At 75.9% G+C, this 13,963-nt stretch carries 12 protein-coding genes; 2 read left to right on the top strand and 10 right to left on the bottom strand.

Features of this window, described 5'->3' with window-relative positions; translation table 11 throughout:
• From ATM99_RS15130 to dhaK, 10 genes are all read right to left on the bottom strand, one after another.
• Positions 1 to 342, bottom strand: coding sequence for a P-II family nitrogen regulator (locus tag ATM99_RS15130; protein WP_046528087.1), 342 nt, complete (start codon positions 340 to 342; stop codon positions 1 to 3).
• Positions 342 to 1,649 carry an ammonium transporter gene (locus ATM99_RS15125; protein WP_062103695.1) on the bottom strand — a complete coding sequence of 436 codons (1,308 nt, stop codon included), beginning with the start codon at positions 1,647 to 1,649 and terminating at the stop codon, positions 342 to 344. The genes ATM99_RS15130 and ATM99_RS15125 overlap by 1 nt, the downstream gene beginning before the upstream one ends.
• Before the next feature lie 183 nt (positions 1,650 to 1,832).
• A complete protein-coding gene (ftsY, locus tag ATM99_RS15120) occupies positions 1,833 to 3,080 on the bottom strand; it encodes a signal recognition particle-docking protein FtsY (protein WP_062103694.1) in 1,248 nt (415 codons plus the stop codon).
• Between the two features lie 134 nt (positions 3,081 to 3,214).
• Complete coding sequence (locus ATM99_RS15115) at positions 3,215 to 3,571, bottom strand: hypothetical protein (RefSeq protein ID WP_062103693.1); 357 nt, start codon at positions 3,569 to 3,571, stop codon at positions 3,215 to 3,217.
• Between the two features lie 152 nt (positions 3,572 to 3,723).
• Positions 3,724 to 7,284 (bottom strand): chromosome segregation protein SMC, encoded by a 3,561-nt coding sequence (smc, locus tag ATM99_RS15110; RefSeq protein WP_190278849.1) that lies wholly within the window; start codon positions 7,282 to 7,284, stop codon positions 3,724 to 3,726.
• Positions 7,285 to 7,376: 92 nt separating this feature from the next.
• A complete protein-coding gene (ndk, locus tag ATM99_RS15105) occupies positions 7,377 to 7,811 on the bottom strand; it encodes a nucleoside-diphosphate kinase (RefSeq protein ID WP_062103692.1) in 435 nt (144 codons plus the stop codon).
• Between the two features lie 47 nt (positions 7,812 to 7,858).
• Positions 7,859 to 8,257 (bottom strand): DUF4233 domain-containing protein, encoded by a 399-nt coding sequence (locus ATM99_RS15100; protein ID WP_062103691.1) that lies wholly within the window; start codon positions 8,255 to 8,257, stop codon positions 7,859 to 7,861.
• A 35-nt stretch (positions 8,258 to 8,292) separates the two neighbouring features.
• On the bottom strand, positions 8,293 to 9,012 hold the full coding sequence (gene dhaM / locus ATM99_RS15095) for a dihydroxyacetone kinase phosphoryl donor subunit DhaM (protein ID WP_062103690.1): 720 nt from the start codon (positions 9,010 to 9,012) through the stop codon (positions 8,293 to 8,295).
• Between the two features lie 70 nt (positions 9,013 to 9,082).
• A complete protein-coding gene (dhaL, locus tag ATM99_RS15090) occupies positions 9,083 to 9,724 on the bottom strand; it encodes a dihydroxyacetone kinase subunit DhaL (protein ID WP_062103689.1) in 642 nt (213 codons plus the stop codon).
• 31 nt (positions 9,725 to 9,755) lie between these two features.
• Positions 9,756 to 10,751 (bottom strand): dihydroxyacetone kinase subunit DhaK, encoded by a 996-nt coding sequence (gene dhaK / locus ATM99_RS15085; RefSeq protein ID WP_062103688.1) that lies wholly within the window; start codon positions 10,749 to 10,751, stop codon positions 9,756 to 9,758.
• A 381-nt stretch (positions 10,752 to 11,132) separates the two neighbouring features.
• Between dhaK and ATM99_RS15080 the strand changes: the two genes are divergently transcribed.
• Both ATM99_RS15080 and ATM99_RS15075 read left to right on the top strand, forming a co-directional pair.
• On the top strand, positions 11,133 to 12,494 hold the full coding sequence (locus ATM99_RS15080) for a polyketide synthase (protein WP_062103687.1): 1,362 nt from the start codon (positions 11,133 to 11,135) through the stop codon (positions 12,492 to 12,494).
• The coding region (locus tag ATM99_RS15075) for an acyltransferase domain-containing protein (protein ID WP_150118319.1) at positions 12,487 to 13,963 on the top strand (1,477 nt) is incomplete at its 3' end. The genes ATM99_RS15080 and ATM99_RS15075, both read left to right, overlap by 8 nt.

The following is a 13,963-nucleotide window of genomic DNA, read 5'->3' as shown; positions in this document are numbered from 1 at the left end:
TCAGAGCGCGTCGTCGCCGTGCTCGCCGGTGCGGACGCGGGCCACGTCCTCGACCGGGACGACCCACACCTTGCCGTCGCCGATCTTGCCGGTCTGCGCCGCCTGGACGATCACCTCGGTGACCCCGGCCACGTCCTCGTCGGCGACGAGCACGTCGATCTTCACCTTCGGGACGAGGTCCACGGTGTACTCCGCACCGCGGTAGACCTCGGTGTGGCCCCGCTGGCGGCCGTAGCCGCTGGCCTCGCTGACCGTCAGACCGCGGACACCCGCGGCCTCGAGGGCCGACTTCACGTCGTCCAGCCGATGCGGCTGGATGACCGCCGTCACGAGCTTCGTCATCACTTCACCTCCGACACGATGCGAGCGCCACCCAGGTTCTCGTACGCGGTCTCGCCGTGCACCGCGAGGTCGATGCCGCCGACCTCGACGTCCTGCGAGACGCGCCAGCCGAGCGTGGCCTTGAGGATCAGGCCGATGACCGCGGTGGTCAGACCCGAGAACAGGACCGCGACGACCGCGATCACGACCTGGATGGCGAGCAGGTTCGCGCCGCCCCCGAAGAACAGGCCGCCGTCGTCGGCCAGGAAGCCGATCATCACCGTGCCGACGAGGCCGCCGACCAGGTGGACGCCCACGACGTCGAGCGAGTCGTCGTACCCGAACTTGTACTTCAGCCCGACGGCCAGCGCGCACAGCACACCGGCGACGACGCCCAGCACGATCGAGGTCACGGGGCGCAGCGCACCCGCGGCCGGCGTGATCGCGACGAGGCCGGCCACGATGCCCGACGCGGCGCCGAGCGACGTCGCGTGACCGTCGCGGATCTTCTCCGTGACGAGCCAGGCCAGCATCGCGGCGGCCGTGCAGACGGTCGTGTTGACCCACGCCAGGCCCGCGGTCTCGTTGGCGCCGAACGCCGAGCCGGCGTTGAAGCCGAACCAGCCGAACCACAGCAGCGCGGCGCCGAGCATGACGAACGGCAGGTTGTGCGGGCGCATCGCCTCGGTGCCGAAGCCCTTGCGCTTGCCGATGATGAGCGCGAGCACGAGGGCCGCGACACCGGCGTTGATGTGGACGACGGTGCCGCCCGCGAAGTCGATCGGTGCGGTGTTCGCCACGCCGTCGGTGGTGCCGAAGATCGCCGCCGCGATCGAGCCCTCGGCGCCCGAGAGCTGGCCGCCGCCCCACACCATGTGGGCCATCGGGAAGTACGCGACGGTCACCCAGACCGCGACGAACGCGATCCACGTGCCGAACTTGACGCGGTCGGCCAGCGCGCCGCTGATGAGCGCGACCGTGATGATCGCGAACGTCACCTGGAACGCGACGTCGATGACCTGCGGGTAGTTGCCGAGCGGGCTCGCGACGGCCGCGCCGTCCGCGTCGAAGAGCGTGCCGCTCAGGCCGAACTGGTCGAACGGGTTGCCGAAGATCCCGGCGACGTCCGAGCCGTACGACATCGACCAGCCCCACAGCACGTAGACCACGCCGACGACGCCCATCGCGCCGAACGACATCATCATCATGTTGAGGACGGACTTGCCGCGGACCATGCCCCCGTAGAAGAACGCCAGTGCCGGCGTCATGAGGAGCACGAGCGATGCTGACGTCAGCATCCAGGCCGCCGCTCCGGTGTCCCACTCCATGTCTGCTCTCCCCTCGCCAGCCAGGCGGCCGGACGGGGACAACTGTGGAGCGACGCCGTTTCGCGGGACGGGCGGTGCGGTTACGCCCGTGTGACAGCAGGCTCCTGCGCGTAAACGTTGCGTTTCCTGCCGGTCGGACGTCCAGGGACCGGGACGCGGCGTCCCGGCCCCCGGTCGGTCCGGTCAGCCCCCGAGCAGCCCGTCGACGAAGGCCTCGGGGTCGAACGGCGCGAGGTCGTCCGGACCCTCGCCGAGGCCGACGAGCTTGACCGGCACGCCGAGCTCACGCTGCACCGCCACGACGATCCCGCCCTTGGCGGTGCCGTCGAGCTTGGTCAGGACGATGCCGGTCACGCCCGCGACCTCACCGAAGACGCGCGCCTGGTTCAGGCCGTTCTGCCCGGTCGTGGCGTCCAGGACGAGCAGCACCTCCGACAGCGGCGCCGACCGCGTGATGACGCGCGTGATCTTGCCGAGCTCGTCCATCAGGCCGGCCTTGTTCTGCAGGCGTCCCGCGGTGTCGACGAGGACGACGTCGACCCCGTCGGCGACACCCGTGCGCACCGCGTCGAACGCGACGGCGGCCGGGTCGGCGCCGTCGCGGTCCGAGCGCACGGTGGGCACGCCGACGCGCGAGCCCCACGTCTCGAGCTGGTCGGCCGCGGCCGCGCGGAAGGTGTCCGCCGCACCGAGCACGACGCTGCTGCCGTCCGCCACGAGCACGCGCGCGAGCTTGCCGACGGTCGTCGTCTTGCCGGTGCCGTTGACGCCCACGACGAGCACGACCGCCGGGACGCGCGACCCGTCCTCGCCCATGGTGGGGGCCGTGCGCAGCGACCGGTCGAGGCTGGGGTCGACGAGCGCGAGCAGCTGCTCGCGCAGCACCTCACGCGCCTGGGCGCCGTCGCGCAGGCTCTCGACGCGCACGCGCGTGCGCAGCGCGTCGATGAGCTCGTCGGTGGGCCCGGCACCGACGTCGGCGAGCAGCAGGGTCTCCTCGAGCTCGTCCCAGTCGTCCTCGGTGAGGTGGTCGCGCGAGAGCACGCCGAGCAGGCGGGCTCCCAGCGGCGAGCCGGAGCGGGCCAGACGCTCGCGCAGACGGCGCAGGCGCCCCGCGGTCGGGGCGGGCGTCTCGAGCGGCGGCGCGGTCAGCTCGGCGGTGTCCGGGACGTCGAGGTCCACGGTGCCGTCCGACGGGAGGTCGGGCGCACGGTCCGGTGCGGCGACGGGCGGCACCTGCTCGACGTCCGGCGAGGACGCGGGCGGGTGCGGGGGTGCCGCCGGGCCGCTCGCGTCCTGGGGCGTGGGCGTCGTGCGGTCGTCGACGGAGGGCGTGCCCGAGCGGCGACGGCGCACGACGACGGCGGCCACGGCGCCCGCGAGCAGCACGGGGGCACCGATCAGGTACGGCAGGAGATCGTTGGGGTCCACGTGGACAGTCTGTCGGGCGTCGGGCGGTGCGGGCGACCCGGCTCCGCGATCGCCGCGTCGTCACGCTCCGACGGACACCCGCTCGGGCCGGCCCCGCAGCGACGCCGCGGCGGCCCGTGACGCGTGCGCCGTCGTCAGCGCGGCGCCGGGTCCTGCGCCGCGCCCTGCTCGCGCCGGGCGCGCAGGACCTGCGCCGCCCGCTCGCGCGCCCGCTGCAGGTCGTCCGAGATCTCGTCGGGGTGCAGGTAGCCGTCGCCCTCCGACACCGTGGCCCGCAGGAAGTCCGCCAGCGACAGGTCGACCGGGTCGGCCGACGCGGCCCGGGCGGCCTCGCGCTGCGCGTCGTCCGGGTGGCGTCGACCGCGCAGCCCGCGCCGGAACGCCTGCCAGCCACCCTCTGCGTCGCGCTCGTGCTCGGTGGTGACGCCGACGACCACGAGCACGGCGGCGGCGACGAGCAGGGCGACGAGGACGACGATCACGACGGGCACGGTCCCAGTGTCCGCCGGTCCGGCACGTCCCGCGCGGCGCCGCACGCGACCGTGGCCGAACCCGCGCCGAACCTTCACACCGCGCGTGCCGCTGCGACCGAGCTGGGCGTCTGCCCAGGTCATGGCGTGGTCATGGGATGATATCGGCGCGGTCAGGCCGTCGCGTCGTCCCCCATCCGCTGGCTCACGACGGTCGTCACGCCGTCGCCCCGCATCGTGACGCCGTACAGCGCGTCCGCGATCTCCATCGTCCGCTTCTGGTGCGTCACGACGATGAGCTGCGAGTCGTCCTGCAGCTCCCGGAAGATCTCGAGCAGGCGACCCAGGTTCGCGTCGTCGAGCGCCGCCTCCACCTCGTCCATGACGTAGAACGGGCTCGGGCGCGCCTTGAAGATCGCGACGAGCAGCGCGACGGCCGTGAGCGAGCGCTCGCCGCCCGAGAGCAGCGACAGCCGCTTGACCTTCTTGCCGGCGGGACGCGCCTCGACCTCGATGCCCGTGGTGAGCATGTCGTCGGGGTCGGTCAGCACGAGCCGGCCCTCACCACCGGGGAACAGCCGCGGGAACACCTCGTCGAACGCCGCCGCGGTGTCGCGGTACGCGTCGGCGAACACCTGCTCGACGCGCTGGTCGATGTCCTTGACGATCTCCAGCAGGTCGGCTCGCGACTTCTTGAGGTCGGCCAGCTGCTCGACGAGGAACTGGTGCCGCTCCTCGAGCGCCGCGAACTCCTCGAGCGCGAGCGGGTTCACCTTGCCGAGCTGGGTCAGCGCCCGCTCCGCCGCCCGCAGCCGCTTCTCCTGCTCGGCGCGCACGTAGGGCACGGCCGTGGGGGCGTCGGCGGCGGGCTCGACACCCGGCGGCAGGACGACCGGGACCTCGCGGTGGGGCCCGTACTCGTCGAGCAGGACCTCGGGGTCGAGGCCCAGCTCCTCGACAGCCCGTGTCTCGAGCTGTTCGATACGCAGCCGCTGCTCGGCGCGCGCGACCTCGTCGCGGTGCGCGACGTCCGTGAGCTCGGCGAGGTCCCGCCCGAGCGCGTCGACCCGCCCGCGGACGTCGGCGAGCGCACGGTCCCGCTCGGCGCGCGCCGCCTCGGCCGCGTCCCGTTCGTGCGCCGCCCGGACCAGCGCGCGGTCCAGGGCCTCCCCCGTCCGCGTCGCACCGGAGTGCACCGCACGCGCGACACCCACCTGCCGCGCCCGCTCGCGCTCGCGGCGCGCCGCCTTCTCGCGGGCCGCGCGCTCGGCGGCCGCGGCGCGCTCGAGCGACTGCGCCCGCCCGGCGAGCGCGCGCGCCCGCTCCTCGCTCGTCCGCAGGGTCAGCCGGGTCTCGGTCTCGCGGCCACGGGCCGCCGTCGCGGCCGCCGCCTCGGCGTCACGGTGCGCGGTCGCCTCCGCGATCGCCGCCTCGGAGTCCTCGGGGGTGTCCTGCACCGCCGCGAGCCGCGCCGTCAGGTCGGCGAGCGTCGCGTGGTCCTCCGCGAGGGTCGTGCTGGCAGCCTCGAGCGACCGCTCGACGCGCTCCGCCTCGGCGCGCGCGGCGCGCGCGGCCGAACCGAGGTGCCCGAGCTGCTCGGCCACCGCGGCCAGCGCCGCGTCGGACTCGTTGAGCCGCTCGAGCGTCGCGTCGACGGCACGCTGCGCGGCGGTCCGCGCGTCGCGCGCGGCCGTCAGCTCGAAGCGCAGCCGCTCGGCGTCGGCGGTCGCGCGCTGCCCGGCGTCGCGCGCGGCGTCGAGCGCGGCCTGCAGGTGCAGCGCGCTGGGAGCGGAGGCCGAGCCGCCCGACGCGTGGTGGCGCGACACCACGTCCCCGGCACGGGTCGCGACGACCACGTCCGGGTGGGCCGCGAGCAGCGAACGGGCGGTCGCGAGGTCGTCGACGACGACGACGTCCGCCAGGAGCGCGTGGACGGCGTCGCGGACCGCCGCGGGCGCCTGCACGAGGTCGACGGCCCGGTCCGCACCGGGCGGCAGCGCACGCGCCCCGTCCGCGGCCGGCCCCGCGACGAGCAGGGTCGCCCGGCCCGCGTCCTCGGTCCGCAGGTGGCGGATCGCGTCCACCGCGGCGTCGACCGACTCGACAGCGACCGCGTCGGCCAGCGCGCCGAGCGCGGCCACGACGGCCTCCTCGTCGCGCTCCGCGACGCTGAGCAGCGCGGCGACGGAGCCGACGACGCCCGGCAGGTCGTCGGCCGCGAGCAGCGCGCCGGCGCCGTCCTTGCGCGACAGCGAGAGCTCGAGGGTCTCGACGCGCGAGGACTGCTGGTCCCGCTCGCGCTCGGCGGCACGCAGGGCCTCCTCCAGGGCGGCGACCTGCTCGGTCGCGGCGTCGAGCGCCTCGACGGCGCTCTCGTGCTCGGCGTCGAGACCTTCCTCACCCTCCTCGACGCCCGCGACCTGCGTCTCGAGCGCCGCGAACTGCGTGGTCGCGTCCTGCGCCCGCTGCTCGGCGGCCGTGAGGGAGGCCCGCAGCCGGCCGATCTCGGCCTCGGTCGCCTCGAGGCGGCTGCGACGCGCCGCGACCTGCCCGGCCAGCCGGGCGACGCCCTCGCGGCGGTCCGCCGCGGCGCGCTGCAGGTCGGCCAGCGCCTTCTCGGCCGTGGCTGCCGCACGCTCGGCCTCCTGCCGCTGCGCGGCCGCCGCGTCGACGGCGGCCCGTGCGAGGTCGACCTCGCGCGCGAGCTCGACCTCCGCGGCGCGGACACGCTCGGCCTGCGCCTCGAGGTCGTCCGGGTCCTGCCCCCCGCTGCGCTCGGTCGTCGGCGCCCCCAGCAGTCGCGCGCGGTCGGCGGCGAGCGAGGCCGTGCCGCGCACGCGCTCGCGCAGCGCCGACAGCCGGTACCAGACCTCGCTCGCCTCGCTGACCGCGGGAGCGGCCTCGGCGGCCTCGCGCTCGAGCGCCGCCAGGCGCGTGCGGGCGTCGCTGAGCCCGGCCTCGACGTGCTCGCGACGCTCGCGCACGGCCGACTCGTCGGCGATCTCCTGCTCGAGCCGGGCGCGCAGCTGCGCGAGGTCGTCCGCGAGCAGCCGCGCCCGCGCGTCACGCAGGTCCGTCTGCACCACGGCCGCCTTGCGCGCGACCTCCGCCTGCCGGCCGAGCGGCCCGAGCTGGCGGCGGATCTCGGCGGTGAGGTCGCCCAGACGCGTGAGGTTGCCCTGCATCGCGTCGAGCTTGCGGAGCGCCTTCTCCTTGCGCTTGCGGTGCTTGAGGACGCCCGCGGCCTCCTCGACGAACCCGCGGCGTTCCTCGGGCGTCGCGCGCAGCACGGCGTCGAGCTGGCCCTGCCCGACGATCACGTGCATCTCGCGGCCCAGGCCCGAGTCCGACAGCAGGTCCTGGATGTCCAGGAGCCGGCAGCCACGACCGTTGATCGCGTACTCCGAGCCGCCGTTGCGGAACAGGGTCCGCGAGATCGTGACCTCGGAGTACTCGATCGGCAGGGCACCGTCGGCGTTGTCGATCGTCAGGGCGACCTCGGCACGTCCGAGCGGCGGGCGCCCCGCCGTGCCGGCGAAGATGACGTCCTCCATCTTGCCGCCGCGCAGCGACTTGGCACCCTGCTCCCCCATGACCCACGCGAGCGCGTCGACCACGTTCGACTTGCCGGAGCCGTTGGGCCCGACGACGCACGTGATCCCCGGCTCGAAGCTCAACGTCGTCGCCGAGGCGAACGACTTGAACCCGCGCAGGGTCAGGGTCTTGAGGTGCACGGACGCAGCCTAGGCAACGGCGGCCCCGGCGCGGCGCACGCACGCCCCCGGGCGTGGCCCGGGGGCGTGCGGGGACGGCCGGCGCGCGACCCTCAGAGAGCGGGGAACCAGAGCGCGATCTCGCGCGCCGCGGACTCCTCGCCGTCCGAGCCGTGCACGACGTTCTCGATGAGCCTGGTGCCCCAGTCGCGAGCGAGGTCGCCGCGGATCGTGCCGGGCGTCGCGAGCGTCGGGTCGGTGGCGCCGGCGAGCGAGCGGAAGCCCTCGATCACCCGGTGACCCTCGACGACGGCCGCGAGCACCGGGCCCGAGCGCATGAAGTCGACGAGCGCACCGACGAACGGCTTGCCGGCGTGCTCGGCGTAGTGCTCGACGAGCAGGGCCTCGTCGGCGTGCCGCAGCTCGACGGCGACGAGCGTGTAGCCCTTCGCCTCGATGCGTCGCAGCACCTCGCCGACGTGCCCACGCCGGACGCCGTCGGGCTTGACCAGGACGAGCGTGCGCTGCGGTGCGGGTGCGTCAGTCATGGGCGTCACCCTAACGGTGGCCGGGCGGCGGGCGCGGACCGCGTCCGTCAGGTGCCGGCGACGCCCTGCGGGTGCGCCGCGTCCCACTCGGCCCGCTCGCGGTCGATGCGCCCGCCCAGGCGCAGCGCGACCAGCCACATCACCGCGAACACGCCGCCCACCACGAACATCATGGGCACCAGCACGCCGAAGCCGAGCACCGCGACCTGCGCGAACGTGCCCGCCAGGTAGCCGCCCGGGCGCCCGACGTAGCCCGACAGCAGGACGAGCACCGCGCACGTCACGCCGCCGAGCGTCCACACGGTCGCCGGCGGTGCGACCCGCAGGCCGTACGCCACGAGCGTGCCGAAGAACACCACGAACGCCTCGAGCAGGAGGGTCGCCTGGGTGAACTGCGGCTTCGCCGGGCGCTTGGGGCGCGGCGGCGCGGGCGGCTGCGTGCTCATCGGCCCAGGCTAACGGGCGTCCGGGAACGCCCCGCTCAGACCTCGCCGAAGCCCGCCTCGACGTCCGACACCAGCCGCGCGACCGCCTCGGACGCCTGCGGCCCCTGCGCGGTGACCGTCAGCAGGTCGCCCTGCACCGCACCGAGCTTCATGAGGTCGAGCACGCTCGCGGCGTTGACGCCGTTGACCTGGACGCTCGCGTCGAACGGCGCGAGCATCCGGACGATCAGCGCGGCGGGCCGCGCGTGCAGGCCGAGCGGGTTGCGCAGCACGACGTCCCCGCGGGCGTCGCCGCCGGGGCTCGTCGGGGGCCCGGCGGGCGGTGCGACGGGCGACGCGTCGGAGGCCGGCGCGAAGGACGCCGCCGCGGCCTGCGCCGACGCGAGCACCGCCGCGAGGTCGGCCCGGCCGTGCGCCGTGACCGCGGCGGCGACGGCGCCCTCGACGAACGGCGCGTCGGCGACGCGGACGCGGGTGGCGAGCTCGTCGTCCGCCATCTCGAGCACCGACTCGGACGTCAGGACGGCCGAGCCGAGGTCCGTCAGCACGACCGCCGAGCGACCGTCCGCGGTCGCCTCGCGCAGGGCGGCCTCGACGCGGCCGTAGCTCGTGCCGAGCCCGCCGTCGTCGTCGCCGCCCGCCGGGACCACGAGGACGCGCGGGGCCATCTGCCCCGCGACCCGTGCCGCACCCTCGGCGAGCTCGCGCGAGTGCGACACGAGCACCAGCGCCACCGGCGCCCACTCGTTGGTCACGCGTCCTGCCTCTCCGCCCGACGTCGTCGTCAGGCCGTCGTGCGCCGCACGGGTCCGTGCGGCGTCCTGCTCAGTCCGCGTCGGCGGCGGCCTCGGCGGCCGCCTCGAGCAGCAGCTGGCTCGAGCGTGCGCCCGGGTCCATGTGACCGGCCGAGCGCGCACCGAGGTAGCTCGCGCGGCCCTTCGTCGCGACCAGCGGCACCGTCGCCTGCGCACCGTCGCGGGCTCCGAGCGCGGCGGCGGCGAGCACCGCCGACGGCGGGGCGCCGTGGTCGGCGGCCTCGACGGCCGCGGCCACCGCCGGCGTCCAGGCGTCGACCATCGTCTTCTCGCCCGCCGACGCCTTGCCGCGTGCCACGACGCCCTCGAGCGCGGACTCGAGCATCGCGACGACCGCGGCCGCGCCGAGCGCGTCCGTCGCGCCGGCCTTGGACGCGCGCAGGTACGCGGTCCCGTACAGCGGGCCCGCCGCGCCGCCGACGGTCGACATCAGCGTCGTCGCGACCAGCCGCAGGACGTCGCCCGGCGTGGCCGGGGGCTGCTCGAGCGCGTCGAGCTTGGCGACGACGGCCGCGAACCCCCGGTTGAGGTTCTCGCCGTGGTCCCCATCACCGATCTGGCGGTCGAGCTCGACGAGCTCGTCACGGTGCTCGGCGACGGTCGCCGCGCTGCGGCGCACCCAGTCGACGGCCCACGCCGCGTCCAACGTCATCCGCCAGCCTCCCGCAGTCCCCGGCCCGCTCTCACCAGCGCAGCGCGGTGGTGTGGACGGGCGCATCCCACAGGGCGGTCAGCTCGTCGTCCAGACGGAGCACCGTGACCGACGCGCCCTGCATCTCCAGCGATGTCACGTAGTTGCCGACGAGCGAGCGGGTCACCTCGACACCGCGCTCGGAGAGCAACGCGCGTGCTCGACGATAGACGACGTACAGCTCGGACGCCGGGGTGCCGCCCATGCCGTTGACGAGCAGCAGCACGCGGTCGCCGGACGTGAGCGCGAGGTCGTCCGCGACGGGGGTCAGCAGCTTCTCGGTGAGCGCGTCGGCGCCCTCGAGGCCGACGCGCGCGCGGCCCGGCTCGCCGTGGATCCCGATGCCGATCTCGATCTCGTCGTCGGCCAGGTCGAAGGACGGCTTGCCGACGTGCGGCACGGTGCAGGCGGTCAGCGCGAGGCCCATCGTGCGGACGTCGTCGACGACGCGCTGCGCGAGCGCCGCGACCGCGTCGAGGTCGTCGCCGCGCTCGGCCGCGGCGCCGGCGATCTTCTCGACGGCGACGGTGCCGGCGACCCCGCGACGCCCCGCCGTGTACAGCGAGTCCTCGACCGCGACGTCGTCGTTCACGAGGACCTGGCGCACGGTGACGCCGTCGGCCTCGGCGAGCTCGGCGGCGGTCTCGAAGTTGAGCACGTCGCCCGTGTAGTTCTTGACGATCGTCAGCACGCCGGCGCCGCCGTCGGCCGCCGCGATCGCGGGGGCGATCTGATCGGGGGTGGGCGACGTGAACACCGCGCCGGGCACGGCGGCGTCGAGCATGCCGACGCCCACGAAGCCCGCGTGCAGCGGCTCGTGGCCGCTGCCGCCGCCGCTGACGAGCCCGACCTTGCCGCGCACGGCGCCACCCGCGCGCGCGACGAACAGCGGGTCGGCGTGCACCGCCACGACGTCGGCGTGCGCGAGGCCGAACCCCTCGACGGACTCGGCGACGACGTCCTGCGGGTCGTTGATGAGCTTCTTCACTGCCCTGCCTCCCTCGCTCGGCGGCACGTGCCGTGCCCGGACGCCGTCGTCCGCGGCTCCCACCTCACCCCGCGACCCGGCGGGCGTCAACCGTGGGCCGGTGGCGCAGGCGTGCACGTCCGTGCAGCCTCGCACCTCTCCGCCCGCGCGCCGCGGACCGCAGCCCGACGCAGGGACCTTCGTCACTGCCGCGAGGCGCCGACGACAATCTATTGTTCACCCCCCAGAATTTGTCGGCGTCGACATTTTCTGACCGCACCCACAATACCCACGGCCACACCGGGTGACGTCACGGTGAATTGTCATCGAAGTAATGACATTTCCGGTATCGCACTGCTACTGTGCGATACACGGTGTATCGATGCAGGTCAGGGGGGCCTCATGACGATGGACACGCTCATCGCCGTCACGGCGGCGGCGGCACGGAGCGCCGGGGCCGACGATCTCGACGAGTTCGACAACCTCGTGCAGTGCGCGGTGCCGCAGTTCTGCGAGATCCCGGCGGACCGCTGGCCGGAACGCTCCGACGCCGGCGAGCGCAGCCGACGCGCGGGGGCGCACGTCATGGCGCCGCTCGCCGACCCGTACGCGTTCGACGCCCGCCGCCACGGCGTCCCCGCCGCGCGCGCCCGGCGCATGGACCCCCAGCAGCGCATGGTCCTCGGCCTCGCGGCCGAGCTGTTCGCGCGGGCCCGCACCGACGTGCGCCGGCCCGGCGCACGGGTCGCGACCGTCGTCGGCGTCAGCTCGACCGACTACCGCGCGGTGAGCACGGCCCCGCTGCTCGCGGCCATGACCGTCGACGGTGCGCTCGGCACCGGCGACGCCGCGCAGCGCGCCGCCGTGCACGCCGCCGGGGCACGCGCCGTGCAGCCCATGACCGGGCACACCATGCCCGGCGTCCTCGCCAACATGGTGCCCGCCGCGGTGCAGCATGCCTTCGACCTGCGCGGCCCGGCGTTCGCGGTGGACTCGGCGTGCGCGTCGGGGCTGACCGCCCTCGACGTCGGCCGCGCGCTGCTCCTCACGGGCGCCGTCGACGCGTGCGTCGTCGGCGGCGTGTACACCGCGCTCACGCCCGAGGCCCACGCCGGCTTCTCGGCGATCGGCGCGCTGTCGCCGTCGGGGATCTGCCGGCCCTACACACGGGCCGCCGACGGGTTCGTCCTCGGCGAGGGCGGCGCGCTGCTGCTGCTGCGGCGCCTCGCGGACGCCGAGCGCGACGGCGACGACGTGCTCGCGGTCGTCGAGGCCTGCGGCAGCAGCAACGACGGCCGCGCCCCCGGGGTCATGACCCCCACGGTCGAGGGGCAGGTCGCGGCCGTGCGGGCCGCGCGCGGCGACCGGCCGGCCGGTCGCGTGGACGCGGTGGAGGGGCACGGCACGGCGACGGTCGTCGGCGACCGCACCGAGCTCGAGACGCTGCGTGAGGTCCTGCCCGACGCACCCGTGGCCAGCGTGCCGCTCGGCTCGGTCAAGGCCGTCGTCGGCCACACCATGGCCGCGTCGGCGGCGCTCGCGCTCGTCAAGGTCGTGCTCGCGCTGCGGCGCGGGCGCTGGGCGCCGCAGCCCGAGGACGACGCCGGGTGGCACCCGCTGCTCGACGGTTCCCCGTTCGTCGTGCCGACGCCGGCCGACGAGGCCGCCCCCGTCCGCCGGGCCGCGGTCAACGCGTTCGGCTTCGGCGGCACCGACGCGCACGCCGTGCTCGCGCACCCCGAGGTGGTGGTCCGCCGTGGCTGACGCCGTCCCGGTCCTGCTGTCCGCGCCCGACGCCGCCGCGCTGCGGCAGCGCGCCGCACGCCTGCACGACGCCGTGGCCCGGCCCGACGCGCCGACGTCGTTCGGCGTCGGCGACGTCGCGGCGCGCTGCGCGCTCGTCCCGCCCGGGCCGCACCGCGCGGTCGTGCTCGCCGCCGACCTGCCGACGCTGCTCGCGGGGCTGCGCGCGGTGCGCGACGACACCGTGTCGCCGGACGCGTCCCCCACGACGCACACCGTCGCGGTCCGCCGCGTCACCGGCCCCGGCCGCGCGCTGCTGCTCTACCCCGGGCAGGGCAGCCAGCGCACGGGCGAGCACGCGGCCCTCGCACGGCTGCTGCCGACCTACGCGGCCCACGTGCGCCGCCTCGAGGACCGGCTCGCGGAGCGGCTCGACGGCCCGCCGCTGCGTCCGCACCTGTCCGACGCGTGGGCGTCCGGCGTCACCGACCCGGGCGTGGACGACACCGCCGTCGCGCAGCCGCTGCTCACGGTGACCGCGCTCGCGACGACCGCCGCGCTCGCCGAGATCGGCGTGCTCCCCGCGGTGACGCTCGGGCACTCCGTCGGCGAGCTCGGCGCGCTGCACGCCGCGGGGCTGCTCGACGAGGACACCGTGCTCGACGTGGTCGCCGCGCGCGTCGCGTGCATGCGCACGGGCGCGCCGGACACCGGGATGCTCGCGGTGCGCGCCGGGCTCGACGCGCTCGCACCGCTCGTCGCACGGTCGCCCGGCGTGCACGTCGCGTGCGACAACGGTCCGCGGCAGGTCGTGCTCGGCGGGCCGCTGACGGCGCTGTGCGCGCTCGCCGCGCGGCTCGAGGCGGCCGGTACGGCGTCGACGCCGCTGGCGACCGCGGGCGCGTTCCACACGCCGCACTACGCGCACGCGGACCGCGCGATGCGCGCCCGGCTCGCGGCGCTGCCCCGCCCGACGCCCCGCGACACGGGGGCGACGTGCGTGTCGTCCGTGACGGGCGCGGCGGTCGGGGACGTCGAGCAGGCCTTCGCGGGCCTCGGCCGCCAGATCGCCGGGACCGTGCGCTTCCGCGAGGCCGTGCGCAGCGCGGTCACGCTCCCGCACGACGTGGTCGTGCAGGTCAGCGGCGGCGGCTCGCTGCTGCGGACGTTCCACGAGATCGACCCCGACCGGGCGGCGCGTGCCGTCGGGCTCGGGGGCCCCGACGGCTCGACGTCGACGGCGCTCGCCGCGCTCGCCGAGCTCGTCCTCACCGTGCCGGACGTCCGGGCGCACGTCGTGCTCGGACGCCTCGGGACGGCCAGCAGGTGCCCACGGACCGACGAAGGACGGGAGACCGTCGTGCTGCACGGAACACCCACCACCCCCACGACGGACGACCCGGCGCTCCGCGCGCCGGCCGCCGCCGACCCCCTCGCCGCGGACCAGCGGAACGGCCCGGCGCCCACGCCGGGCGCCCCGCTCGGCGTGC

This window comes from Cellulomonas sp. B6, from assembly GCF_001462455.1.
GTDB lineage: Bacteria > Actinomycetota > Actinomycetes > Actinomycetales > Cellulomonadaceae > Cellulomonas.
The sequence above is the reverse complement of the archived record's forward strand: the minus strand, read 5'-3'. Positions and strand labels throughout refer to the sequence as shown.